This is a genomic window from Allobosea sp. GW821-FHT09G06 (assembly GCF_059416005.1).
In genome coordinates, this window is sequence record NZ_JBWKOI010000002.1 from 627,977 (window position 1) to 653,023 (window position 25,047).

Annotated in this window: 22 protein-coding genes; 15 read left to right on the top strand and 7 right to left on the bottom strand. The window is 66.9% G+C overall.

Annotated features, from left to right (window positions below; all coding sequences use genetic code 11):
• Positions 1–4 precede the first annotated feature (4 nt).
• Complete coding sequence (locus AC07NY_RS13140) at positions 5–580, bottom strand: GNAT family acetyltransferase (RefSeq protein WP_494584203.1); 576 nt, start codon at positions 578–580, stop codon at positions 5–7.
• Positions 581–750: 170 nt separating this feature from the next.
• Here AC07NY_RS13140 and AC07NY_RS13145 point away from each other — a divergent pair, with 170 nt between their 5' ends.
• The 6 genes from AC07NY_RS13145 (at position 751) to AC07NY_RS13170 (ending at position 7,735) form a co-directional block, all read left to right on the top strand.
• Entirely contained in the window at positions 751–1,383 is a 633-nt protein-coding gene (locus tag AC07NY_RS13145; RefSeq protein ID WP_492284424.1) for a LysE family translocator, read from the top strand.
• A gap of 9 nt (positions 1,384–1,392) precedes the next feature.
• A complete protein-coding gene (locus AC07NY_RS13150; protein ID WP_494584204.1) occupies positions 1,393–1,959 on the top strand; it encodes a chromate transporter in 567 nt (188 codons plus the stop codon).
• Positions 1,959–2,498 (top strand): chromate transporter, encoded by a 540-nt coding sequence (locus AC07NY_RS13155; protein WP_494584205.1) that lies wholly within the window; start codon positions 1,959–1,961, stop codon positions 2,496–2,498. Before AC07NY_RS13150 ends, AC07NY_RS13155 begins: the two co-directional genes overlap by 1 nt.
• 88 nt (positions 2,499–2,586) lie before the next feature.
• Positions 2,587–3,513 carry a cation diffusion facilitator family transporter gene (locus AC07NY_RS13160; RefSeq protein WP_494584206.1) on the top strand — a complete coding sequence of 309 codons (927 nt, stop codon included), beginning with the start codon at positions 2,587–2,589 and terminating at the stop codon, positions 3,511–3,513.
• A 122-nt stretch (positions 3,514–3,635) separates the two neighbouring features.
• On the top strand, positions 3,636–6,404 hold the full coding sequence (locus AC07NY_RS13165) for a tetratricopeptide repeat protein (protein WP_494584207.1): 2,769 nt from the start codon (positions 3,636–3,638) through the stop codon (positions 6,402–6,404).
• Between the two features lie 122 nt (positions 6,405–6,526).
• Entirely contained in the window at positions 6,527–7,735 is a 1,209-nt protein-coding gene (locus AC07NY_RS13170) for a M20 family metallopeptidase (protein ID WP_494584208.1), read from the top strand.
• A gap of 158 nt (positions 7,736–7,893) precedes the next feature.
• On the opposite strand, the gene AC07NY_RS13175 is transcribed toward AC07NY_RS13170, so the two are convergent.
• Positions 7,894–8,475: a TetR/AcrR family transcriptional regulator gene (locus AC07NY_RS13175; RefSeq protein ID WP_492284418.1), complete on the bottom strand. Its 582-nt coding sequence runs from the start codon at positions 8,473–8,475 to the stop codon at positions 7,894–7,896.
• A 104-nt stretch (positions 8,476–8,579) separates the two neighbouring features.
• Here AC07NY_RS13175 and AC07NY_RS13180 point away from each other — a divergent pair, with 104 nt between their 5' ends.
• Together AC07NY_RS13180 and AC07NY_RS13185 are read left to right on the top strand one after the other, a co-directional pair.
• Positions 8,580–8,816 (top strand): hypothetical protein, encoded by a 237-nt coding sequence (locus AC07NY_RS13180; RefSeq protein ID WP_492284417.1) that lies wholly within the window; start codon positions 8,580–8,582, stop codon positions 8,814–8,816.
• 101 nt (positions 8,817–8,917) lie between these two features.
• On the top strand, positions 8,918–9,490 hold the full coding sequence (locus tag AC07NY_RS13185) for a hypothetical protein (RefSeq protein WP_494584209.1): 573 nt from the start codon (positions 8,918–8,920) through the stop codon (positions 9,488–9,490).
• A 63-nt stretch (positions 9,491–9,553) separates the two neighbouring features.
• Here the strand turns inward: AC07NY_RS13185 and AC07NY_RS13190 are convergent, their stop codons facing one another.
• Together AC07NY_RS13190 and otsB are read right to left on the bottom strand one after the other, a co-directional pair.
• A complete protein-coding gene (locus AC07NY_RS13190; RefSeq protein WP_494584210.1) occupies positions 9,554–11,395 on the bottom strand; it encodes a glycoside hydrolase family 15 protein in 1,842 nt (613 codons plus the stop codon).
• A gap of 6 nt (positions 11,396–11,401) precedes the next feature.
• Positions 11,402–12,382: a trehalose-phosphatase gene (gene otsB / locus AC07NY_RS13195; RefSeq protein WP_494584211.1), complete on the bottom strand. Its 981-nt coding sequence runs from the start codon at positions 12,380–12,382 to the stop codon at positions 11,402–11,404.
• 101 nt (positions 12,383–12,483) lie between these two features.
• Between otsB and AC07NY_RS13200 the strand changes: the two genes are divergently transcribed.
• The 6 genes from AC07NY_RS13200 to AC07NY_RS13225 all read left to right on the top strand — a co-directional run bounded on the left by AC07NY_RS13200 (position 12,484) and on the right by AC07NY_RS13225 (position 20,261).
• Complete coding sequence (locus AC07NY_RS13200) at positions 12,484–14,049, top strand: alpha,alpha-trehalose-phosphate synthase (UDP-forming) (RefSeq protein ID WP_494584212.1); 1,566 nt, start codon at positions 12,484–12,486, stop codon at positions 14,047–14,049.
• A gap of 183 nt (positions 14,050–14,232) precedes the next feature.
• Positions 14,233–16,500: a phosphoenolpyruvate--protein phosphotransferase gene (gene ptsP / locus AC07NY_RS13205; RefSeq protein ID WP_494584213.1), complete on the top strand. Its 2,268-nt coding sequence runs from the start codon at positions 14,233–14,235 to the stop codon at positions 16,498–16,500.
• A gap of 55 nt (positions 16,501–16,555) precedes the next feature.
• Complete coding sequence (prfA, locus tag AC07NY_RS13210; RefSeq protein ID WP_494584214.1) at positions 16,556–17,641, top strand: peptide chain release factor 1; 1,086 nt, start codon at positions 16,556–16,558, stop codon at positions 17,639–17,641.
• 74 nt (positions 17,642–17,715) lie between these two features.
• Positions 17,716–17,964 carry a hypothetical protein gene (locus tag AC07NY_RS13215; protein WP_257733939.1) on the top strand — a complete coding sequence of 83 codons (249 nt, stop codon included), beginning with the start codon at positions 17,716–17,718 and terminating at the stop codon, positions 17,962–17,964.
• Between the two features lie 35 nt (positions 17,965–17,999).
• A complete protein-coding gene (gene prmC / locus AC07NY_RS13220) occupies positions 18,000–18,839 on the top strand; it encodes a peptide chain release factor N(5)-glutamine methyltransferase (protein WP_494584215.1) in 840 nt (279 codons plus the stop codon).
• Positions 18,840–19,244: 405 nt separating this feature from the next.
• Positions 19,245–20,261, top strand: a complete 1,017-nt coding sequence (locus AC07NY_RS13225) for a DUF4167 domain-containing protein (protein WP_494584216.1) — start codon at positions 19,245–19,247, stop codon at positions 20,259–20,261.
• Positions 20,262–20,329: 68 nt separating this feature from the next.
• Here the strand turns inward: AC07NY_RS13225 and AC07NY_RS13230 are convergent, their stop codons facing one another.
• Both AC07NY_RS13230 and AC07NY_RS13235 read right to left on the bottom strand, forming a co-directional pair.
• Positions 20,330–21,115, bottom strand: coding sequence for an MOSC domain-containing protein (locus AC07NY_RS13230; RefSeq protein WP_494584217.1), 786 nt, complete (start codon positions 21,113–21,115; stop codon positions 20,330–20,332).
• 142 nt (positions 21,116–21,257) lie between these two features.
• Complete coding sequence (locus AC07NY_RS13235) at positions 21,258–21,566, bottom strand: DUF2293 domain-containing protein (protein WP_494584218.1); 309 nt, start codon at positions 21,564–21,566, stop codon at positions 21,258–21,260.
• Between the two features lie 175 nt (positions 21,567–21,741).
• Here AC07NY_RS13235 and clpB point away from each other — a divergent pair, with 175 nt between their 5' ends.
• Entirely contained in the window at positions 21,742–24,360 is a 2,619-nt protein-coding gene (gene clpB, locus AC07NY_RS13240; protein WP_494584219.1) for an ATP-dependent chaperone ClpB, read from the top strand.
• A 63-nt stretch (positions 24,361–24,423) separates the two neighbouring features.
• Here clpB and metW read toward each other — a convergent pair whose 3' ends face one another.
• A complete protein-coding gene (gene metW / locus AC07NY_RS13245) occupies positions 24,424–25,047 on the bottom strand; it encodes a methionine biosynthesis protein MetW (protein ID WP_494584220.1) in 624 nt (207 codons plus the stop codon).

Consider the following 25,047-nt stretch of genomic DNA (forward strand, 5'->3'; position numbering starts at 1 on the left):
GCTTCTAACGGGTAGGCTCAGGCATGGATCCCGGCTCTTCGCTTCGCTCCGGCCGGGATGACATGCGTTTGGGTCTGCGCGTTTTGAGTCTTGGTTCAACGTTCGCAGGATTGCCGTCGTCCTCGTCCCGATCCGGCGGCACGGCTGCCGTCGCGTTCTGGCTGAGCTTCTGGAACAGGCCGAGCCCGATCATTGCCAGTACGGCGAGCAGCATCAGCAAGGCAGGATAGACCACATCTCCCATCGTCTCGCGCGAGGTCTTGGCGATCAGCACCAGCGATTCCAGCGAGAGCGCCACGATCATGATCGACATGAACTTGGTCAGCGATCCCCGCGCCTCGGCCGGGTGGCGCATCTCGCGGTCGGCGATGACCTCCTCCTCGAACAGGAACTTGCCGACATCGGCGACCGCGACCGCGATGATCACGAGGCCGATCCCGTCGAGCATCGTGTCGAGCGCGCCTTCGCCGGTCCAGAACCCCTGCGACGTCCGCCAGACCGCGACGCCGATCAGGACGATCGAGGCGCCCAGCAACGCAAAGGCGATGACCGTGTAGAGAACGCGACTGAACAGCGTCATGTCTTCCCCCCAATCCGCTTGCACGCCACAACCTCCAGCGAAGCCGCGGGTTCCGCCTGGGAGAAGCCGGGTCACGCATCGACGGCTTGCATGGCCGCTCCCATGGCACAGCCGATTGCCGGCTATCGCGATCCATGGTCCAAGCGCTGAGTTCCGCCGGAGCGCTTCGCATGCCCGAGACGACGACCCTCATCACCTTCTCGCTGATCGCGCTTGGCATGGTGCTGACGCCCGGCCCCAACATGATCTACCTGATCTCGCGCTCGATCGCGCAGGGCAGGGGAGCCGGCCTGATCTCGCTCGGCGGCGTCATCCTCGGCTTCTTCGTCTACATGTTCTGCGCCGCCTTCGGCATCACCGCGCTGCTCTTCGCCGTGCCCTATGCCTATGACGTGCTCAGGCTCGGTGGCGCGGCCTATCTGCTCTGGCTCGCCTGGCAGGCGGTGCGGCCGGGCGGCAGCTCGCCCTTCCATGTCCGCGATTTGCCCCATGACGGGCCGCGCAAGCTCTTCGCCATGGGCTTCCTGACCAGCCTGCTCAATCCGAAGATCGCGATGTTCTATCTCGCGCTCCTGCCGCAGTTCATCGATCCGGCCGCCGGCAACGTGCTCTCCCAATCGGTCGTGCTCGGCTTCGTCCAGATCGCGATCAGCGGCAGCGTCAATGCGCTGATCGCCACCGCCGCCGGCAGCATCGCGTTGTTCCTGCGGACGCGGCCGTTCTGGTCGCTGGTCCAGCGCTGGCTGATGGGCACGGTGCTCGCGGGCTTCGCCGTGCGCATGGCGATGGAATCGCGGCGCTAACCGACCGGGATGTCGAGCCTGGAGACCGCACCGGAAGCGCCCCGGCCGAGCCTGCCGGACCTCTTCACGGGCTTCCTCAAGATCGGTCTGATGGGCTTCGGCGGGGTCGGGCCGATCGCGCGCCATATCATCGTCACCGAGCGCAACTGGCTCGACGATCGCGGCTATGCCGAATTGATCGGCATCTGCCAGGCGCTGCCCGGCGCCAACACGGTCAACGCGGCGGTGATGCTGGGCGATCGCTTCCGCGGCGGAATCGGTGCGCTGACCTGCGTCTTCGCGCTGATGGCGATGCCGCTGCTCTGCCTCGTCGCGCTCGCGAATGCCTATGACGCGGTCTCCGGCCATCCGCTCGCGCAGGTCGCTCTGACCGGCGCCGCCGCCAGCGCCGCCGGGCTCATTCTCGGCACCGCATTGCGGCTGCTGACGAAAGCAGGCCTCGCGCGCTGGGCCTGGCTGATGGCCGCAGCTGCCTTCATTGCCGTCGGTCTGCTGCGTTTGCCGATGTTGCCGACCCTGCTGGTGCTCGTGCCGCTGGGTCTGGTTGCGGCGACGCTTGGAGCGCGGCGGGTCTGATGGAGCGCGGCGTCTTCTTCCAGCTCATCATCACCTTCGGCACGATCTCGCTGATGGCGATCGGCGGCGCCAATGCGGTCGTGCCGGAAATCCACCGCCAGGTCGTCGATCTCCTTGGCTGGATGGATGCGCCGACCTTCGCCCGCCTCTTCGCCATCGCGCAGGCGGCGCCCGGCCCCAACATCATGCTTGGCAGCATCATCGGCTGGCATGTCGCCGGTACGGCCGGTCTGCTGGTGGCGACGACGGCACTCCTGCTGCCGTCCTGCCTGCTGGCGCTTGCCTCCAGCCGCGGCCTGCAGCGCTTCGGCGGCAGCCGCGTGGTCCGGATCGTCACGCTCGCGCTGGTGCCGATCGCGCTCGGCCTGATGCTGGCGAGCGGCGTGGTCGCGACGCTCGCTGCCGATGCCGGCCTCGTCGGCTATGCAATCACGGCTGCGACTGCGTTCGTGACCTATCGTTCCAAGGTCAATCCGCTCGTACCGATGGCGATCGGGACGCTCGTCTATGTTCTCGCCTGGTCTGCCGGCATCGCCTGAAAAGGCAGGTCGGCGCTGTTGCCGCCGGGATTGGCGCGTCCGCAGCGGGGCAGATAGGCTCGCATCGGGGTAGAGCGAGAGAGGCGTGATGAAGACCGAGCAAAGCGTCCTGCGTCTTTCGATCGTCGTGACCTTTCTGCTGGCGGCCGTGGGCATCGTCTTCGGCCTGCTCTCCGGCTCCTTCGCGATCGTCTTCGACGGCATCTACGCCCTGACCGATGCGACCATGACCGTCGTCGCGCTGCTGGTGGCGAACCTCATCGTGTCCTCGACCGCGAACGAGGCTGCCGGCAGCAAGCTGGTGAAGCATTTCACCATGGGCTTCTGGCATCTGGAGCCGATGGTGCTCGGCCTCAACGGCATCCTCCTGACCGGGGCCGCGATTTACGCGCTGATCAACGCCATCGGCAGCATCATGGCGGGCGGCCGGATGCTGTCCTTCGACTACGCGATCGTCTACGCGGCTGTGACGATGCTGCTCGCCTTCGCCATGGCGATCTATGGCCGGCGGGCCAATCGGACGCTCAATTCGGCTTTCGTGGCGCTGGATGCCAAGTCCTGGGTGATGTCGGGCAGCCTGAGCGGCGCCCTGCTCGTCGCCTTCGTTTTCGGCTACGCGATCCAGGGAACGAAGCTTGCCTGGATGCTGCCCTATGTCGACCCGGTCGCCCTCGCGCTGGTCTGCATCGTCGTCATTCCCATCCCGATCGGGACGATCAAGCAGTCATTGGGCGAAATCCTGCTGGTGACCCCCGCCGATCTGAAGGGCCATGTCGATGCGGTCGCCGAAGAGATGGTCCGCCGCCACGGCTTCGCTTCCTACCGCTCCTACGTCGCCCGCGTCGGCCGGGGCCGGCAGATCGAGCTCTATTTCATCGTGCCCAAGGGCAGCCCCGCGCGGAAGCTCGAGGAATGGGATGCTATCCGTGACGAGGTCGGCGAGGCAATCGGCGACGACACTCCGGACCGCTGGCTGACCATCGCCTTCACCACCGATCCCGAATGGGCGGATTGAGCTGGACGCTCCAGCAGTTGCCTGTCCGGGTTTGGCAGCGCTGGCTGCATGACGCCGGCAGCCACCGCATGCTAGTCTTTCCTAGCGTCAGTTCCGTGCGGGATGGTGTCTGGGAGGTTGGCATGGCCTGCTTGCTCTGGCGGAGGACGTTCCTGGTCTTGGCGCTGCCGCTGCTCTGCCTGCTCGGCCCGAAGCCCGTCCTGGCCCAGAAAGCCGGGACCGTCGCGCTCTGCAAGGATGACCGCACCGAGAAGGGGCTCGCCGCCTGCAACGCCATCCTGAAGGGGAGGGTCGATCGCAAGGTCAAGGCGATGGCCCATGTCGCGCGCGGCCATACCCAGCTCGCGCTCGGCCGCCCGGCCGAGGCTGAGAAGGATTACTCGGAGGCGCTGGCCCTCGCGCCAAACTTTGCGGCGCTCTACCGCGACCGCGGCCGCGTCCGCTTCACGCTCGGCAATCGCGAGGGCGCGATGGCGGATTTCACCGCCGCGATCGAGAACGATCCTTTCGACCCGGACAACCATGCCAATCGCGGCTATCTCAGGCTGCTGCAATATGATTTCGCTGGCGCGGGCGAGGATTTGCGCAAGGGCCTGTTCTGGCAGAAGCAGCATCCGCGCAGCGACTATCTCCTTGGCCTGCTTGCCTATGCCACCGGCCGCTACACCGACGCGGTGGCGCATGTCGACAAGGCGCGCGAGGGCGGCTTCCGCAACTCGGATACCTTCATCACCCGCGCCCGCAGCCTGTTTTATCTCGGCCTGTTCGAAGCTGCCGCGAAGGAGGCGACCGAGGGGCTCGCAGCCTTCCCGAAGCAGGTCGACCTGATCGAAATCCGCGCGCGCGCCCGGCTGGCGCGCCGTGAATTGCCGGAGGCGCTTGCCGATGCCGAGGTGGTTGCCGAGGCCGAGCCCCGCTCCGGCCGCGCTTACGCGACGCGCGGCGCCGTCAAGCTCGCGATGAAGGACATGGCCGCTGCCACGGCGGATGCGGACAAGGCGATCGAGCTCGATCCCGGCCTGTTCGACGCCTATGAGCTCAAGGCGGACATCCTGCTCGCATCGGGCGATCAGCCCGGCGCCCGCGCCATCCTCGCCCGCTCCGCGGCGCGGACCGACGCGAAAATGGCCTATGACATCGCCTCGCGGGAACGCCATGCGGCGCGTGTCGCGGAATTCGACAAGCCGAAGCCGATCGTCGTCGCTGATCTCGACGAGGCCGAGCTGAAGAAGCGCTGCGCCACCCGCGACGATCCCCTGCGCATGCAGAGCTGCGACCGTCTCGTCGAAACGGCCACCACGCCGCAGGCCAAGGCCGACCGGTTGATCGAGCGCGCCAAGGCCCGGCCCTTTGACAGTCAGATCGGCGATTTCGATTTGGCCGTCGCAGCTGCGCCCGATTATCTCCCCGCGACCCTCGCTCGCGCCTACGCCCATCTGTCGGATTACCGCTACGGCAAGGACCTGACGCCTTTCGACCGGGCCTGGGCCGATGCCGACAGCGCCGTCCGGCGTTCGGGGGCGGACAAGAGCATCTGGGCGCAGGCCATGCTGGCGCGCGCTTCTGTCTCCCAGGGCAGGGGGAACTACGAGGCGGCGGTTGCCGACCTCACCGAACTCGTCGCAAGCGATCCGAAGGCACAGTTCTATCGCGCCGACCGCGCAAGCGCCTTCCTGATGGCCGGCAAGCCCATTCAGGCGCTGGAGGACCTGCGCGAGAAGGCGCGCCTGCCGACGGACGTGCCTGCAGGGCTGCAGGGCGAGGATGATCTCGTCGTCGCGCTCATCGAAACCGGCGCGCTCGACGAGGCCGTCACGGTTCTCGACAACTGGCGGACTAACCGCTTGCCCGGCGCCTATGCCGAGCAGGCCCTGCGGGCGCGCGTTGCGCTGGCCCGTGGCGATGTGGCGAACGCGCGGGAGCTGGCCGCTGCGGCGCTCACTGACAACCGCTTCAACGCCGGGGCGCAGGCCGTGCGCGGACTCGCCGCCGCCCGATTGGGTGATGCGCTCGACGCGGAAACGGATTTGAGCAAGGTCATCGACGATATCGTGCCCATTCCCTTCCGGGCCCGGACCTCCGGCATGACGCCGGGCCATGTCGCCGATCTCTTCCTCTGGCGCGGGATCGCCCGCGTGCAGTTGAACCGGGTCAACGCCGCGCGCGCTGATTTCGCCGAGGTGATCAAGCGGGCGCCGGACCGGGCACGACCCTATGCCGAGCGCGCCGCGCTGAACCTGCGCTCCGACAATCCGGCAGCCCTGACCGATATCGCGATGGCGCTGCGGATCGAGCCGGACCAGCCGCGCTGGCAGGCGCTGGCCGCCCGGATCAATCTCGCGACCGGTGATCCCGCCGCCGCCGAACGTTTCGCCACCGCCGCGCTCGCCGCGCCCGCGCCGGAAGCCGACCTGCTGCTGCTGCGCGCAAAGGCGAGGCTCGGCCTCGGCCGCTTCTCCGATGCGGCGGAGGATGCGACGGCCCGGCTCGCGACCGCGCCCGGCGATGCCGAGGCCTTGCTGCTGCGAAGCGATGCCCGGCTCGGGCAGGGTGATGCGGCGGCCGCTCTCGCCGATGTCGAGACGGCGCTTGGGGCGAGGGCAAACGACCCGCGTCTTCTGCTGGCGCGTGCGGAGCTGAAGGCCAAGCTGGGTGACGTACCCGGGGCGATCGGCGCCTTCGAGGCCGCGGCGGCAAGGCCGGAGGCTGCGCTTCAGGCCAACAGGCGGCTTGGCGATCTCTATGCCGGGATCGCCTCGGACCAGCTCGCGCTCGGCTACTATGCCAAGGCACTGGAGCAGCCGGCACGGGGTCAACTCGATGAAGCTGCCCGCGAGGCCGCCCGCGCAGCCCGCGACGCGCTGATCCGGCGGATGGCGGCGCCGAAATAGACGCCGGGCCGGGGTCATGCGCGGCATGAATGGCATGGCCGTCGCCTCTCGCCATTGCCGGTTGTCGCAATGGCGCTAAGCTCACCCGCATTGTCCCATCCGGAACGAATGCGAGTGAAGCGATGAGCGCCCTGACCCCCGAGGAGAAGAAGGTCACCGAGTGGCTGGCGAGCCGCAAGGAGGGGATGGTCGCGCTGCTGCGCGAATTGGTCGATACCGACTCAGGCTCCTATGACAAGGCGGGCGTCGACCGGGCCGGCGATGTCGTCGCGCGCTTCCATCGGGCGAACGGGCTCGAGGTCGAGATCGTGCCGGATAGCCGCTTCGGCGACGCTGTTCGGGCGCGCCTGCCCAACCCGACCGCCAACGACCAGCGCCCGGTCATGCTGCTCGGCCATCGCGATACCGTGTTCCCGCAGGGCGAGCCGACGCGCCGACCCTTCACCATCAAGGGCACGCGCGCCTATGGCCCGGGCGTCGCCGACATGAAGGCGGGCGTGATGATCTCGGCGTTCGTGGCTGCCGCCTTCGCCGAATGCGGCGGCCTAGCTGCGCCGCTCCTGATGCTGACGACCAGCGACGAGGAGATCGGCTCGCCGTCCTCGCGCCCGGTCATCGAGGCGGCAGCCCGCGAGTCGCGCTGCGTCTTCAATGCCGAGCCGAGCCGCCTGCCGGCCGGCACCGATTTCGCGACAGACCAGAAGCAGTCGGTCACCAGCGGCCGCAAGGGCGGCGTCTTCATGCGCGCCGAATTCACCGGCAAGCCGGCCCATTCCGGCGCGAATTACGAGAAGGGCGCCTCGGCCATCGTCGATCTCGGTCACAAGATCCCGAGGCTCCAGGGGCTCACCGATCTGGAGAAGGGCATCACCGTCAATGTCGGCCTGATCGGCGGCGGCCAGACCGTCAACACCATCGCGCCCAGCGCCTGGTGCGAGATCGACCTGCGCTATGTCACCGCCGCCCAGCGCGACGAGATGGTCGGCAAGATCAAGGCGATCGTCGAGGCGCCCGAGGTTGCCGGCACGAGCGCGGTGCTCTCGATCAAGGGCGAGTTCCTGCCGCTGGAGCGCTCCTCGGACTCGGCCGCGCTCTACGACACCTATCGCGAGGCGGCGGCCGCCTTCGGCATCGGCGTCACCGCGGAATTCACCGGCGGCTGCGCCGATTCAGGCTTCACGGCCGCGCAGGGGACGCCGACGCTGTGCAGCGTCGGCCCGATCGGCGGCATGGCCCATACGCCGGACGAGTTCCTCGAGGTCGAGAGTATCGTCCCGGCTGCGCAGACGCTGGCGCTCGCCGTGATGCGGGCTGCCGCCAGGGTGGAATGAAGCCTACCGGTTACGTCCGGAAACACGGGGTCATCCCGGGCTTGACCCGGGATCCATTCCGGAACGCCTCCGTTTGAGGTTCCGGAATGGATCCCGGATCTCCGCTTCGCTCCGTCCGGGATGACGCATGTTTCCAAGCACACGACAGTGCTTTGGCTTCAACGGCAAAGCAGCTCGATCTTGCGGCTGAGCGAGGCTTCGTCCTCGCTCAGCCGGTCGGTCAGCGCGTGCAGCCAGTTGAAGGCAACCCAGAATTCCAGCCGGTCGTCGATCTCCTCAGGCGCGAATTCGCCGCGCCCGGCGGCGCGCACGAACATCTCCCGCGGAGCTGCCAGCCGCTCCGGCATGAACTTGAAGCGCAGCGCGGCGAGCGCGCTGTCGCTGGTCTGCGCTTCGGCGATCAGCCCCTTGAAGACGCGCCCGGCCGTATCCTCGCGCCAGAAGCGCCAGAGATCCCGCGTATAGCGCAGCAGGTCGGCGCGCAGCGAACCCTCGTCCGGCACGGGGATGGCCGCATCCTTGTTCGCTCCGTAGATCGCGATGAACAGGTCGGCCTTGTTCGGCCACCAGCGATAGATCGTCGGCTTGCCGGCTCCGGCACGGCGCGCGACCTCCTCGATCGAGAAGCCGGCATAGCCCTTCTCGGCCAGCACGGCTCTGGCGGCTTCCTTCACGGCCGCCTCGGTCTCGGGGCTACGACGCGCGCCGATCGAGGCGCGGCGTTTGGGGCGCGGGTCCATGGGCGTCCGGTCTCCAGTGTCACAGGCTGGCCTTGACATAACGAAACGGCCCGTTTAGATCAAGTCTCGATACGAAACGTATCGTTCTTATAAGGATCCTCGTGATGCCGTTGCCATCACCTTTCGTCTCAGTGCTCGCGCGGTTGCGTTTCCTGCTCCTGGCGATGCTGGGCGCCTACACCGTCCTCAACCTGCTGCTCATGCTTCTGGCGCCTCTCACCGCGCATTGGCCGACCTATGCCGTCACGGCGCTCGCCGTGCCGCCCATGGTCCTTGCCATGGTGCATGTCGTCATTCCGCTGGCGCGGCGGCTGTCGGCTCATTCCGCCCTCAAATCGTGATCGGGAGAATGCTCATGAAGACCTCACGTCTTGTTGCCGCCGCTCTCGTCCTTGTTTCGCCCGCGGCTCTGCAGCCAGCCCTTTCGCAGCAGGGGACAGCCATGACCATCTCCTCGGCCACCCATGCGGGGTTTGAACGAAGTTTGCCGTTTCCAGATGGCTTCGCGCGCCTGTCGGCCCGGGCCGTGCGCGTGGACGGCAAGGCGGCCGAACTGGTGCGCTATGAAAGGGCCGATGGCCGAAATGGCGGGCTGGGCGGAGAGCATGTCAGCCTCGTCCTTGGCAAAGAACGGCTCAAGGGTTTTGCCCGGATGGACGGCTCGCTGCGATCCGGTGAATTGCCGTCACAGGACGAGAGCCGGGCCATCGCGATGGCCTTCCTGTCGAGCCATGCGCCGGACCTGCTATCGCGCCTGCAGATCAGCTTCATCGCGCCGCATGACGAGCCGGTCCAGCTCGGAGGCGAGCCGGCGACGCTGACAGGCATGAAGGTGAAGATGCGCAATCTGAGCGATGGGCGCTGGTTCTGGGTCATAGTCGGCGCCGATCGGCAGGCCATGGTCTTCGAGCGCGACATCGTCTGGGCCAACCTGCAGGGGCGCCGCCAGACCGAAAAATGGCTGCACGATTCCTGGCTCGCCGAGAACCGGCCGAAAATGCAGGGCGGCGCTTGAGCCGCCTGCCGGCGGCGCGCGTAGCGTCTGATGCGGGAAGGGAAGCGGGCAGGCGCCCGCTTCTCAGAACGCCTCTTCCCAGTCGCGGCTCAACCGCATCGCGCAGTTGATCAGGCCGACATGCGAATAAGTCTGCGGGAAATTGCCCCAGAGCTCGCCGGTCTTGAGATCGGCATCCTCCGAGAGCAGGCCGAAGCTGTTGCGCCGCTTCAGCACGCGCTCGAACAGCTCCTTCGCCTCCTCCCGGCGGCCGATCGCGTTCAGCGCATCGACATACCAGAAGGCGCAGATCAGGAAGCCGGTGTGCATGTAGCCGAAATCGTCCTGCGTGGCGTAGCGCAGCAGCAGGTCGCCGCGCTTGAGGTCGCGGCCGATCGCCTCGACGGTGGCGACGAAGCGGGCATCGTCAGGCTTGACGAAGCCAAGTTCGGCCAGCAGCAGCAACGTTGCGTCCAGGTCCTCGCCGCCGAAGGTCGAGACGAAATGGCCCTTGCCCTCGTTCCAGATCTGCTCGGCGATGGTGTTCTTCAGGCGCTTGGCTTCGCCCTTCCAGTATTCCTTGCGGTCGGCGCGCCCGAGCGTGCCGGCGATGCGGGCGAGCCGGTCGCAGGCCGCCCAGCACATCACGCTGGAGAAGGAATGGACCGCCTCCTTCTCGCGCAGCTCCCAGGGGCCGGCATCGGGCTTGTCGAAATAGGCGATGGCGAGCTCGCCCATGCGTTCGAGCTGTCCGAACAAGGCCTCCTTGCCCGGCTGGATCAGGCGGCGGTCGAAGAAGGAATGCGTCGCCGCCAGCACGACCGCGCCATAGCCATCATTCTGGATCTGCGTCGCCGCGCCGTTGCCGAAGCGCACCGGCTGATGCCCGCGATAGCCTGACAGGTTGCTCGCCTCGAACTCGACCAGCGTGCCGCCGCGCGTGATCGGATAGAGCGGCGGCAGGTGCTCGGCACCGCTCTCCGAGAAGGTGTCGACGATATTGGTGATGAAGCCGAGATAGTCCTCCATCGTCCGGGTCGTGCCGAGCCGGTTCAGCGCATGCACGACGAAATACGCGTCGCGCAGCCAGCAATAGCGATAGTCCCAATTACGCTGCGTGCCCGGCGCCTCCGGAATCGAGGTCGTGAGCGCCGCGACGATGGCGCCGGTCTCCTCGAAGGAACAGAGCTTCAGCGTGATCGCGGCCCGGATCACCTCCTTCTGGTACTCGAAGGGGATCGACAGCGAGCGCACCCAGTCGCGCCAGTAGTCGGTGGTCTTGTCGAGGAATTCGCGCGAGGTCGTCTCGATCTCGGCGCGCAGGGCCTCGTCCGAGCCGATGAAGAAGGAATAGGCCTGGTCGACGGCAAACGGCGTGCCTTCGACGACATAGGAGAGCGGCGCGTTGGTCGTGAGCCGGATCGTCTGGTCGGCGCCGACATAGCGGACATGGTTGGAGCCGCGTGTGATCTCGTCGGGCTCCTCGCCGATGCCGAGGCTAGGCTTGACCAGGACACGGATGCGCGGCCGCCCGGAGACGCGCCGGACCCGGCGCACCAATTGCGGCGGCCGGAAGAAGCGCTCGTAGCGCACGAAGCGCGGCGCGAAATCGAGGATCTCGATCGCATTGCCCTGATCGTCGGAAAGCACCGAGGACAGGATCGCGGTGTTGTCGAGATAGCCCTGCTCGCAGCGCGTCATGCCGACGAGCTCGATGCCGAAGAAGCCCTTCTCGGGCTCGGCATCGCCGTCCTCGGCCTGGTTGTCGATCAGCGAGCAGAAGACGGGGTCGCGGTCGAAGCGCGGGAAGCAGCCCCAGACGATCCGGGCGCGGCGGTCGATGAGGGCGGCGATCGAGCAATTGCCGATCACGCCGAGGTCGAGCGAGGCGGAGTGCTGCCCCACGGTCGAGGTCGTAACGGTCATGGTCGGTCAGTCCTGCTTGAAGCTGGCAGCGGAAAGATGGCCGCTTTCGGCGGCTTCGAGAAGGATATGCCGAAGTGCGGTGGGCGAGGCGAGCCGGCAGGTGGCGTGGCTCTCGCGGTCCGCGCCGATGCGGACGGAGACGCCGCCCATCGCGTTGACGGCCTCGAATCCGTCCTCGTCGGTGATGTCGTCACCGATGAAGACCGGCTGACGCCCGGCATAGGTCGGCGTCGCCATCAGCCACGCGATGGCGCTGCCCTTGCTTGCGCCGGCCGGAACCAGTTCCGCGACGGATTTGCCCTCCTGCAGGCGCATGCCCGGCCCCATTCGCGCGGCGATGCCGCGCATCAGGGCGAGAGCTTCGTCCTCCAGTGCGGGCGCCAGGCGCCAGTGCAGCGCGACGGAAATGCGCTTGTCCTCGACGATGATGCCGACATGGCTATTGGCGAAGCGAACGAGGTCGCGCAGGGCCGCACGCATGCCTTCATGCGTATCGGCCTGCGAACGGATCTCGTCGTCGACGCGGATTTGGGCGCCATGCAGCCCGGCGATGTCGAAGCGGTGCGGCGCCAGCACGGTGTCGAGGAAGCCTATCGGCCGGCCGGAGACCAGCGCGAGCGCTCCGCCGAGCTGCGTACGCAGCGCCGTCAGCGCGGGAGCGACCCGCCGGTCCAGGCGGACATCGTCTGGCGAGGGCGCGATCTCCACCAGCGTCCCGTCGAAATCGAGGAACAGAGCGATTTCGCGATCAGCGGAAGCGATCTCGTGAGGGTTCGCGGCGATGTCGGGTTCGATCAAGGTCGTCATCATCTCGTATCTGGGCAGAGAAGGCGGCAGAAGAGCGGCCAAGCAGCCAAAGACATCCTTTTCTGTCTTATCGCGCGGCGGCCGCCACGTCGAAAATAGGGTTCGAGGGGTTGCCTCGATCTGTCGAAAGCCTACCATGGCGGTCGCGATTTCACCGCACGGCTGCCGCAGCGCTGCCATGTGACCGCGTCCGCACCACGGAAACATTACGCTTTCGGAAGCGTTCTGTTCCTGCCGCCGATGGCGAAATGCGGGCGGCCCCTGCCGGAGAATGCTCGTCCATGCGTCTTGTCATCGTTTCGAACCGCGTCACGATTCCCGATCGCCATGAAAAGGTGATGGCGGGAGGGCTGGCCGTCGCCCTGCGCGAGGCGCTGGAGCAGCGCGGCGGCCTCTGGTTCGGCTGGAGCGGCGGCGTCAGCGAGAGCGCCCAGACGCAGCTGCGGCAGGTCGAGCACGGCAACGTCACCTATGCCGTCACCGATCTCAGCGAGGCCGAGCGCCAAAGCTATTATCTCGGTTTCTCGAACCGGGCGCTCTGGCCGCTGATGCATTACCGGCTCGGCCTGACCGAGTTCCAGCGCAGCGACTACATGGGCTATCTCGGCGTCAATCGCCGCTTCGCCCGTGCGCTCGCCGGTCTGATCAAGCCTGACGATCTCATCTGGATCCACGATTACCACCTGATCCCGCTGGCGGCGGAACTGCGCCGGCGCGGTGTCACCAACCGGATCGGCTATTTCCATCACATTCCCTGGCCGGCAGCCGAGGTCATCGGCGCCTTGCCTTTCAGCGCGACCTTGATCCGCACCATGGCCGCCTATGATCTCGTCGGCATGCAGACGGAGGTCGATGCCCGCAACCTGATCGGCGGGTTGGTGTCGCTCTGCGGTGCCCGTTCGGACGGCAAGCGCGTCAGACTCGGCGCGCGCGAGACCGCGGTGCAGGCCTTCCCGATCGGCATCGATGTCGAGGGCTTCCGGAAACTGGCTGCCGCTTCCGTGCGCAAGGCGGCGACGCCGCTGCGGGCCACGCAGGAATCGCTCGGCGAGCGCAAGCTCGTGATCGGCGTGGACAGGCTCGACTATTCCAAGGGCATCGTGCAGCGCCTCGAAGCCTTCGGCGAGTTCCTGCGCAATCACCCCGAGGACCGCGGCCGGGTCAGCCTGTTGCAGATCGCGCCGCCCTCGCGCAGCGACGTGCCGGAATATGCCGAGCTCGACCGCCTGTCAGACGAGGTCGCCGGCCGCCTCAACGCTCAGCTCGGCGAATTCGACTGGACGCCGATCCGCGTCGTCAAGAAGGCCTATTCACGCAAGGCACTGGCCGGCTTCTACCGTCGCGCCCAGGTCGGTCTGGTCACGCCGATGCGCGACGGCATGAATCTCGTCGCCAAGGAATACATTGCTGCGCAGGATCCGGCCGATCCCGGTGTGCTCGTGCTCTCGCGCTTCGCCGGCGCGGCCCAGCAGATGGGCGAGGCGCTGATCGTCAATCCCTTCGATTCCCACGAGGTGGCGGAAGCGATCCGCACGGCGCTCGCCATGCCGAAGACGGAGCGCATCCGCCGCTTCGAGCGGCTCTACGCCATTATCGCAGCCACCGATATCGACTGGTGGACGCGTCAATATCTGTCGGCCCTGGCAGGGGAAGCTGGAGCTGCCGAGACGCTGGCCGTCGGCGGAGATCGCAAGGAGCCGCGTTCCGCGGCGCGGCGGGCCGGCCGGAGCGAGGCATCGGCCGCGTCGTCGGCGCCTTCCGAAGCCGGTGTACGCAAGATGTCGGCAGGATCGCGCGGGAAGCGAGGTGCTGCGAGAGCCTCTCATCTCGCGCTTGTCCGACCTTGAGACTTGGCAGTTAGGTCAGGGAAACGACCGAAATCTTGGGGTGATGCTGCCTGCCCCGTTCGCGGCCCTTGCCGAATAAGGTCTTTCGTCGCTAGAAGGCAGCAGGGCCGGAGTGGGCGACTCAGGGTCCGGACAGGCATCGTATCGTCGATGGCTGAGGAGGCGGGCGGAGGGCTGAGATCGATGCGAGGCGCTCTCGGAGGACCGGGCGTTCTGTTGCGCCGTCTCCGCGAGGTCATGGCGGCATCGATCAGCCCGCAGGAGCGGCTGGACCGGCTCGTCGTGCTGATCGCCGGCAATCTCGTCGCCGAGGTCTGCTCCGTCTACGTCCTCCGCGAGGACGGCTCCCTTGAATTGTACGCTACCGAAGGCCTCAACCGCGAGGCGGTCCACCTCACCACCATGCGCGCAGGAGAGGGCCTCGTCGGCCTGATCGCGAGCGAGGCCGAGCCGCTGGCGCTGTCGGATGCGCAGGCGCATCCCTCCTTCTCCTACCGTCCGGAGACGGGCGAAGAGGTCTATCGCTCCTTCCTCGGCGTGCCGATCCTGCGCGGCGGCGCCGTCATGGGCGTGCTCGTCATCCAGAACCGGGCGACGCGGCTCTATTCCGAAGACGAGATCGAGACCCTCCAGACCACCGCCATGCTGATGGCGGAGATGATCGCGGCCGGCGGCCTCAAGTCGCTGGCGGCGCCGGGCGCCTCCATCGGCCTCGACCGGCCGATCCATGGCATCGGCGTGGCGCTGGCGGATGGCGTCGGCCTCGGCCATGCCGTGCTGCACGAGCCGCGCGTCGCGATCACCAATCTCATCGCCGAGAATCCGGCGGCCGAGGTCGGGCGTCTCGAAGCTGCGATCGGCGAGATGCGTGCCTCGATCGACGAACTGGTCGAGCGCGGCGACGTCGCCCATACCGGCGAGCATCGCGACGTGCTCGAGACCTTCCGCATGTTCGCCCATGACCAGGGCTGGCTGCGCCGCATGCGCGAGGTCGTGATGACCGGCCTCACTGCCGAGGCGGCGGTCGAGCGCGTCCAGTCCGATACCCGCGCCAAGATGCTGCGCCAGACCGACCCCTATCTGCGCGAGCGGCTGCATGATCTCGACGATCTCGCCAACCGCCTGCTGCGCACACTGGTCGGCAAGGCCAACGGCGTCGCCCGCGAGAACCTGCCGGAGAACGCGATTCTCGTCGCCCGCTCGATGGGGCCGGCGGCACTCTTGGACTATGACCGCGCCCATCTGCGCGGGCTCGTGCTGGAGGAGGGCGGCCCGACCAGCCACATCGCCATCGTCGCCCGCGCGCTCGGCATCCCCGCCGTCGGCGAGGTCGTCAACGCGACGGCGCTGGTCGAGGCGGGCGATGCCATCATCGTCGACGGCCAGGCCGGCGAGGTGCAGATCCGCCCGCAGCCCGATGTCGAGAATGCCTACAAGGACAAGGCGCGTTTGCGCGCCCGCAAGCAGAAGCAGTACCAGAAGCTCAAGGAATTGCCGGCGATCACCCGCGACGGGGTCGGTATCACCTTGCAGATCAATGCCGGCCTGATCGTCGACATGCCGAATATCGAGGCGACGGCTGCCTCGGGGATCGGCCTGTTCCGCACCGAATTGCAGTTCATGGTGGCACAGCACATGCCGACCACCGCCGAGCAGCAGGCGCTCTATGCCGCCGTGCTGGAAGCCGCGGCGGAGCTGCCGGTGACCTTCCGCACGCTCGATATCGGCGGCGACAAGGTGCTGCCCTATATGGAGCGCGTCGAGGAGGAGAATCCGGCGCTCGGCTGGCGCGCGATCCGCATCGGCCTCGACAAGCCGCGGCTGCTGCGGGCGCAGGTGCGCGCGATGCTGCGGGCCGGCGCCGGCCGCGATCTCAAGATCATGCTGCCGATGGTCGCGACCACCGAGGAGTTCCGCCGCGCCCGCATGATCATCCGCCGCGAGCAGGCCATGCTTGAGAAGCAGGGCGTGACGCCGCCGCGTGACCTCAGGGTCGGCGTCATGGTCGAGGTGCCCTCGCTCCTCTTCGAACTGCCGGAGATCGCGCGCGAGGCCGATTTCCTCTCGATCGGCACCAACGATCTCATGCAGTTCCTCTTCGCGGCCGATCGCGAGAACAAGCGCGTCGCCGACCGCTTCGATCCGCTTGGCGTCGGTGCCCTCAGGGCGCTCAGGCGCATCGTCGAAGCAGCGGCTGAGACCGGCTGTCCCGTCACGGTCTGCGGCGAGATGGGCGGCAAGCCGCTGGAGACCATGGCCCTGATCGGGCTGGGCTATCGCGGCTTCTCGATGTCGGCGGCCTCGATCGGGCCGGTCAAGGCGATGCTGCGCGCGCTCGATACCGCAAAGCTGCGCGAGCGCATGGACTGGATGCTGGCCTCGCCGGAGGGCGCCACCAATCTGCGCTCGCAGCTCGCGGCGTTCGCGACCGAGTTCAAGGTCCCAGTCTAGCGACGCTGCTTGCGTCCCTGCTGCCGCTTTTCCCTTTCGTTTCACGAGTTCGTGCATGTACCTCCAGCTTCCTCAGGATCGTCTCGACGTCATCGTCGCGCGCCATGCCGCCGCGACCGACGAGATCAACCATGCGACCGAGGCGGCGCGCACGGTCGAGCTCGCCAAGGAGCTGGCGGAGCTCGATCCCGTGGTCGCGGCCATCGCCTCCTGGCGGCAGGCGCAGATTTCGCTGGAGGAAGCCGAGGCGCTGATCGCCGATCCCGCGACCGACGCCGAATTCCGCGACCTCGCCTATGAGGAGCGCGACAGCGCCCGCGCCGAGATCGAGGCGCGTGCCCGCGAGATCCTCGTCGCCCTGCTGCCGAAGGATGCTGCCGACGAGCGCGGCGTCATCCTGGAAATCAGGGCGGGCACGGGCGGCGACGAGGCCTCGCTCTTCGCCGGTGACCTGTTGCGCATGTACCAGCGCCACGCTGCCCAGAAAGGTTGGAGCGTCGATATCCTCTCCGAGAGCGAGGGGACGATGGGGGGCTACAAGGAGGTTGTCGCCGAGATCAACGGCCGCGGCGTCTATGCGCGACTTAAGTTCGAATCCGGTGTCCACCGCGTCCAGCGCGTGCCGGATACCGAGGCGAGCGGGCGCATCCACACCTCCGCCGCGACGGTGGCGACGCTGCCGCTGGCGACCGATGTCGATGTTGTCCTCAACGAGGCCGACATCCGCACCGACACGCTGCGCTCGGGCGGTGCCGGAGGACAGCACGTCAACAAGACGGAATCGGCGGTGCGCCTCACCCATATCCCGACCAACACCGTCGTCTTGGTCCAGGACGAGCGCTCGCAGCACAAGAACAAGGCGCGCGCCTATGAATTGCTGCGCGCAAAGCTCTTCGACATGGAGCGCCTGCGCATCGATGCCGAGCGCTCGGCGGACCGGCGTTCGCAGGTCGGTTCTGGCGATCGCTCGGAGCGCATCCGCACCTACAACTTTCCGCAGGGGCGCGTGACCGACCACCGCATCAACCTGACGCTCTACAAGCTCGACGAGATGATGCAGGGTCTCGTCCTCGATGAGATCATCGACGCGCTGACCGCCGAGCATCAGGCGAAGCTGCTGGCGGCCGAGGGTATGGCGTGAGGCGGGCGCGATGAAACAAAAAGCTCCGCCCCGCGTTGATAAGACATCGAAACCAGCAAAGGGGGGACCCTCTCATGATCAAGATGTTCTCGACGATAGCGGTGACCGGTCTGATGGCGCTGGCGATGAGCGGCGTCTCGCAGGCTCAGGAACGCACTTTCAAGAAGATCACCGCCGGTCAGCCGGCGGCTCTGCAGGGCTCGATGACCCAGGCGCAGGCGCGCAAGGCCTGCCGGATGGAGATGAGCGGCAGCCGCGAAAGCAAGGCTTCGCTCAACAAGAAGATGAAGACCTGCATGGATCTCAAGATGAACGGCAACTAGTCTTCGTTCCGGGAAACGCACGAGGGGAGGGCGCCGTGCCGACCGTAAGGGAGGCGCGGCGTCTTCTTGCGCAGAGCTTGATGCGCGCGGGCTCGGCCAGCCCCGGCCTCGACGCGCGCTTGCTGGTCGAAGGCAGTCTTGGCGTCGAAAATGCCGACCCCGATCTCATCCTGACGGCGGAAGCGCGTGCTCGGCTGGACGATTTCGCGGCCCGCCGCATCGCGGGCGAGCCGGTCTGGCGCATTCTCGGCGAGCGTGAATTCTGGGGGCTGCCCTTCCGCCTGTCGCCTGCGACGCTTGAGCCACGCCCCGACAGCGAAACCATCGTCGAGACGGCCCTGGCCCAGTTCGCCGGGCGCCGTGAAGAAGAGCTGCAATTGCTCGATCTCGGCACCGGTACCGGTTGCCTGCTGATCGCGCTCCTCACCGAGTTGTCGCGGGCCCGGGGCGTCGGCATCGACCTGTCGGAAGAGGCCTGCCGGACTGCTGCGGCGAATGCTGCCCTCAACAGCGTCGATGATCGGGTGACTTTCCGGCAGGGCAGCTGGACCGATGGGCTGACCGGCCGCTTCGATCTCATCGTCTCGAACCCGCCCTATATCCCCTCGACCGAGATCGCGACGCTCTCCGTCGAGGTGCGGGAGCATGATCCTTTGCTCGCGCTGGATGGTGGTGCCGACGGGCTTGAACCCTATCGCCTTTTCGCGTCCGCCCTGCCGCCGCTGCTGGCGCCGGGGGGCGTCATTGTTTTCGAGATCGGTGCGGGGCAGGGGCCGGATGTCGTCGCGCTGATGCGGGGCGGCGGGCTTGAATTCCGCGGCAGCCGCAACGATCTCGGAGGGCATGAGCGGGCGTTGATCTTCACGCTCGCTTGAGAATGCACAGGCTTTTGGTCGATTTCGCTTGGAGAAGCAGCCAAAAGCAGCTATGCAGCATCCAGCCGAAGCTGGTGGCGTCAGAGCCGAGCCTCTGGGCAGTTCCCGATCGTACAGGATTTGCTCGAGTTCGGCATCGTTTGCGGGCGTGTTCCCGAGGCGATGCAGCTGACAAGCCGGATGGAGCCCCGAAGGCGCGTGGCGCCGATCGGCTCATGGGGTTGAAACCCCCTTTTTGGAAAAGAGCGCGTGAAGACCAGGAACGGCGTATCGCCCCTTCAGGTCACCTTCGTCCGACACAGCGTCGCAACCCGCTGTGCTTCGCAACGCGCATGACGGCGCCACGGTTGCTTTGAACATAGAAGCGCGAGACAGACGCGAATGAGACCAGGTCAGAACCGGCGTATGCGCGGCCGCAACAATAACGGCGGCGGCAACAATAACGGCAACCGCAAATCTCCCAATCCGTTGCAGCGTAGCTACGAATCCAACGGCCCGGACGTAAAGGTTCGCGGTACGGCGCAGCATGTCGCCGAGAAGTATCTGCAGCTTGCGCGGGACGCCCAGTCTTCGGGTGATACCGTCGCTGCCGAGAGCTATTTCCAGTACGCTGAGCACTACTATCGCATCCTGCTCGCGGCGCAGGAGCAGATGGCTCAGCAGTTCGGCCATTCCTTCCCGCCGAATCGCGCCTTCGTCGAGGATGCTGACGAGGGCGAGGAAGAGGGCGACGAGGACGGCCAGGCCTTCCAGCCCGGCACCGGCCCACAGCCGGACATGCGCGCCAACGGCTATGGCAATCCCAATGGCTATAACGGCCATGGTGGCGGCCAGCGCATTGAGGGCGAAGGCGGCGAGGGCCAGCAGCAGGGCGGCCAGCGCTTCGATCGCAACAACCGTCGCGAGCGTTTCAACAACGACCGCAACAACAATAACAACGAGCGCCGCTTCGATCGTCAGGATCGCGGCGAGCGTCGCTTCGACCGCAATGCCGAAGGTGGCCAGGGCGCGCCCGGCGGCTACGCCCCGCGCCCCGATGCGCCGCGTTCGGACATCCCGGTCAGCGAAGGTGGCGCCGTCGAGGCGGCTCCAGAGCAGGCTCAGGGTGAACAGCGCCGTTTCGAGCGTCCGGAGCGTGCCGAACGCCCCGAGCGGAGCGAGCGCCCGCAGCGCGAGCGCCGTCCGCGTCGTGAGCGCGAAGTCGAGGCCGATGCGGGCGATGACGTCGCCGCCGCGCTGCCGTCCTTCCTGACCAACCCCGTGCGCGTCCCCGCGCCGGAGCCGGTCGAGGCCCCTGCCGCCGAGCCGGCTGTCGCGGCCGAGCCTGCTGAGGAAGCTGCTCCCAAGCGCACGCGTCGTCGCCGCTCGCCCCGCGAGGTCATGGACGCGCTGGGCTCGGAGACGGATAACTCGGCCGAGTAAGCCGTTCCCGGATCAGCGCTGGATATGGAAAAGGGCCCTTTCGGGCCCTTTTTCTTTATCTGCGCGGATCAGGCGATGCCGAGTTCGACGGGCGCGTCCGCGACGGTCAGGCTGTCGCCTTCGGCCAGGGCGCCGTCCGCGAGGATGCGGCAATAGATGCCGCAATCGACATGGCCGTAGTTCTTCATCAGCGCCTTCGGAATCTGCATGTCGCGCGCACCGATCTCGGGGTCGACATTGGTCGCGGCGCAGCGTTCGATCCGCTTGATCACCTGCAGACGCAGGCCGCCGGGGCCGGTCAGCTCGCGCTCTACGAGATCGTTCTCGGCCCAGGGGGCGAGCCCGCTGACCATCATGTTGCCGCGGAAGCGCAAGGGATCGACAGGCTGGCCCAGACGCGCTTCGAGATCGGCGACGCTGGCGAGGTTGATGATCGAGAGGAAGCCGGAGCGCGAATCCATGAAGCGATAGGTCGGGGGCGCTGTCAGCAGCTTCGGCTCGCCGCGCAATTCCTCGGGCATGAAGCCGGAGAAGAATCGCGAAATCGCGGCATGGCCCTCGTCGTTTGTCGTCGCTGCGCGCAGCACCTCCTGCCCGCCCTCATGGATCACGAGATCGCCGCTGGCATCGTCATATCGGGTCTTCAGGCGCGCCAGGGACTCGTTGCGCATCAGCATCAGGTACTTGATCTTGGGCTGGTGCACGGGCTCGGCCGCATCGAAGCCTGAGGGCCCGTTCTCGATGGCGAAGAGCCTGTCGCCGGGGAAGAAGCCGCCGGCCGGCAATGCCGCCCGCTTCAGCCTCTCCGGCGAGAGGCCCTTCACAGGATAGCGGTAGAGCGTTTCGATGCGCATGGTCGGGTCCGGCTAGGGCAAGATGGGGCGGACCATAACCTCGTCCGCCGACTCTGACAGATCAAATCTTGTATCTGTTTCGATCAGTCCTCGGCATCGGCCCGAAAAGTGAGAACCGGTTTTCGGAAAAGCCAATGCCCCATCATTCATCTTCGCCGTCACTCACCGAACGCTGGCAGCCCCAGCCTGCCAACACAACGTCGGTGTCATCCGCGACGAAGAAGCGGGCGGCGTCGCGGTCATAGCCTTCGCCCAGCAGCCGCTCGTAATCGGTATGGACGTGGCGGACATGGCTACCGAGCGCCAGCCAGAGCGCGGTCGAGGGCGGCAGGTCCTTCATGTGGCGCCGTTCCGCCAGCGTGACCACGGCCTCGGCGTCCGACAGCGGAATGCCGGGTGCCAGCGCCCTCAAGGCTTTCCGAATCGCCTGCTGTCGCTTGGTCCCGGCCATGCCCGATCTGCGCCTGCCGCTTGCGCCAGGTCAATTCTGGGCCGGGCCTCTTCCGTTGCGCCAATGTCACACTATCTTGGAGGGCGAGGGGCGGCCCATTGCGGCGCTCCATCCTGATGAAAGGGCAGCAGGTTCACGTCGCTACGGGGCGCGGCCTGCGGGCGGAGATAGCTGAATGAACATCGAGAAATATACGGATCGGGCGAAGGGTTTCCTCCAGGCGGCACAGACGATCGCCTTGCGCGAGGGGAACCAGCAGTTCACCCCCGAGCATCTTCTGAAGGCTTTGCTCGACGACAATGAAGGCATGGCGGCTGGTCTGATCGACCGGGCTGGCGGCCAGTCGCGCGTCGCGTTGCAGTCTGTCGACCAGGCGCTGGCCAAGCTGCCGAAGGTCTCGGGCGGTTCGGGTGGGCTCAACCTGACGCCGGGCCTGGCGCGTGTCTTCGACACCGCCGAGAAGGCGGCGGAGAAGGCCGGCGACTCGTTCGTAACGGTCGAGCGGTTGCTGCTGGCGCTTGCGATCGAGAAGGACAGCGAGGCCGGCAAGGCCCTGTCGAAGGCCGGCGTGACGCCGCAGGCGCTGAACGCCGCGATCGAGGCGATCCGCAAGGGCCGCACTGCCGATTCCGCGTCGGCCGAGCAGGCCTATGATGCGCTGAAGAAATACGCCCGCGACCTCACCGCCGCGGCGCGCGAGGGCAAGCTCGACCCGGTGATCGGTCGCGACGAGGAAATCCGTCGCACCATCCAGGTTTTGTCGCGCCGGACCAAGAACAATCCCGTCCTGATCGGCGAGCCCGGCGTCGGCAAGACCGCGATCGCCGAGGGCCTCGCGCTGCGCATCGTCAATGGCGACGTGCCCGAGAGCCTGAAGGACAAGGAGCTGCTCGCCCTCGACATGGGCTCGCTCATCGCCGGCGCGAAATATCGCGGCGAGTTCGAGGAGCGGCTGAAGGCCGTGCTGACCGAGGTCTCGTCCTCGGATGGCGGCGTCATCCTGTTCATCGACGAGATGCACACCCTGGTCGGCGCCGGCAAGACCGACGGCGCGATGGACGCGTCCAACCTGCTGAAGCCCGCCCTGGCGCGCGGCGAGTTGCACTGCGTCGGTGCGACCACGCTCGACGAGTACCGCAAGTACGTCGAGAAGGACGCGGCGCTGGCGCGGCGCTTCCAGCCCGTCTTCGTCGAGGAGCCGACGGTCGAGGATACCATCTCGATCCTGCGCGGCCTGAAGGAGAAATACGAGCAGCACCACCGCGTCCGCATCACGGATTCGGCGCTGGTCTCGGCCGCGACCCTGTCGAACCGCTACATCACCGACCGCTTCCTGCCGGACAAGGCGATCGACCTCGTCGACGAGGCCGGAGCTCGGCTGCGCATGCAGGTCGATTCCAAGCCCGAGGAGCTGGATTCGATCGACCGCGAGATCGTCCGTCTCAAGATCGAGCAGGAGGCGCTCAAGAAGGAGAGCGATGCCGGCTCGAAGGAGCGGCTGAAGCGGCTCGAATCCGAACTCGCCGATCTGGAGACGCGCTCCGGCACCATCACGGCCAAGTGGAAGGCCGAGAAGGACAAGCTCGGCCACGCCGCGGAGATCAAGACCAAGCTCGACAACGCTCGCAACGAGCTCGCCCAGGCGCAGCGCAAGGGCGAGTACCAGCGCGCTGGCGAGCTGGCCTATGGCGAGATCCCGCAGCTGGAGAAGAAGCTGGCCGAGATCGAGGAGAAGGGCGAGAGCGCCGGCATGGTCGAGGAGGCGGTGACGCCCGATCACGTGGCCGCCGTCGTCTCGCGCTGGACCGGCGTGCCGGTCGACCGGATGCTCGAAGGCGAGAAGGAGAAGCTGCTCCGCATGGAGGAGGTTCTCGGCGCTCGCGTCGTCGGGCAGAAGGAGGCGGTGGAGGCGGTCTCGACCGCGGTCCGTCGCGCTCGCGCCGGCCTGCAGGACCCGAACCGACCGATCGGCTCCTTCATGTTCCTCGGCCCCACCGGCGTCGGCAAGACCGAATTGACCAAGGCCCTCGCTTCGTTCCTGTTCGACGACGACACGGCGCTCGTGCGCATCGACATGTCCGAGTACATGGAGAAGCACTCGGTCGCCCGGTTGATCGGCGCGCCTCCCGGCTATGTCGGCTATGAGGAGGGCGGAGCGCTGACGGAGGCCGTGCGGCGCCGGCCTTATCAGGTCGTGCTCTTCGACGAGGTCGAGAAGGCGCATCCGGACGTGTTCAACGTCTTGCTGCAGGTGCTCGACGACGGCCGCCTGACCGATGGCCAGGGCCGCACCGTCGATTTCCGCAACGTGCTGATCATCATGACCTCGAACCTCGGTTCGGAGTTCCTGGTGAACCAGCCCGAGGGGCAGGACAGCGATGCGGTTCGCGATGAGGTCATGGGCGTGGTTCGCCATGCCTTCCGGCCCGAATTCCTGAACCGGATCGACGACATCATCCTGTTCCATCGCTTGCGGCGGCAGGACATGGGCGCGATCGTCGATATCCAGATGGCTCGCCTCGCGAAGCTATTGACCGATCGCAAGATCACGCTCGAGCTCTCGAAGGAGGCGCGCGAGTGGTTGGCGGAGAAGGGTTACGACCCGGCCTATGGCGCGCGCCCGCTCAAGCGCGTGATCCAGAAGTCGGTGCAGGACCCGCTGGCGGAGGCGATCCTCGCGGGCGACATCGTCGACGGCGAGGACGTGCCGATCACGGTTGGACCGGGCTCGCTGATGCTGGGCGCCGTTCCTGCGGTGAAGGAGAAGCGGCCGGCCGGCGTCGCGCTGAACTAAAATCTGCCGGGTAGATCGATGAGGAAAGGGCCGCGTGAGCGGCCCTTTTTTGTCTTTTGCGACCTAGCCGCGCTTCAGCAGGAACACGGCCTGGGCGCCGAACAGGTTCCAGAACCACCAGGGTGCATTGACACCGACCCGGCCGCCGGCTGCGTCGAGCGCGACCGCGCGCTCCTTGCGGGCGCCGATCTGGTCGCAAAGCGTGACGAAATCCCGGATCGTACAGAAATGGATATTGGGCGTGTCCCACCAGGCATAGGGCAGGGAATCCGTCACCGGCATCCGCCCCTGGAAGAACACCTGCGAACGCATCCGCCAATGCCCGAAATTCGGGAAGGAGACGATCGCGTGCCGGCCGATGCGCAGCATCTGCTCCAGCACGAGCCGCGGATTGCGCGTTGCCTGGATCGTCTGGGAGAGGATGACGTAGTCGAAGCTATCGTCAGGATAGTCGGCGAGATCGGTATCGGCGTCGCCCTGGATCACCGAGAGCCCGCGCGCCACGCAGTCGGCCACGCCCTCGCGCGACAGTTCGATGCCGCGCGCGTCGACCTGGCGGCTCTCCGCCAGCAGCGCGAGCAGAGCACCGTCGCCGCAGCCGACATCGAGCACGCGCGTGCCCGGCTGCACCATCTCGGCGACGAGCCTCAGGTCGATGCGATTTGTCTGGTTGTCGCTGAAGGCCAT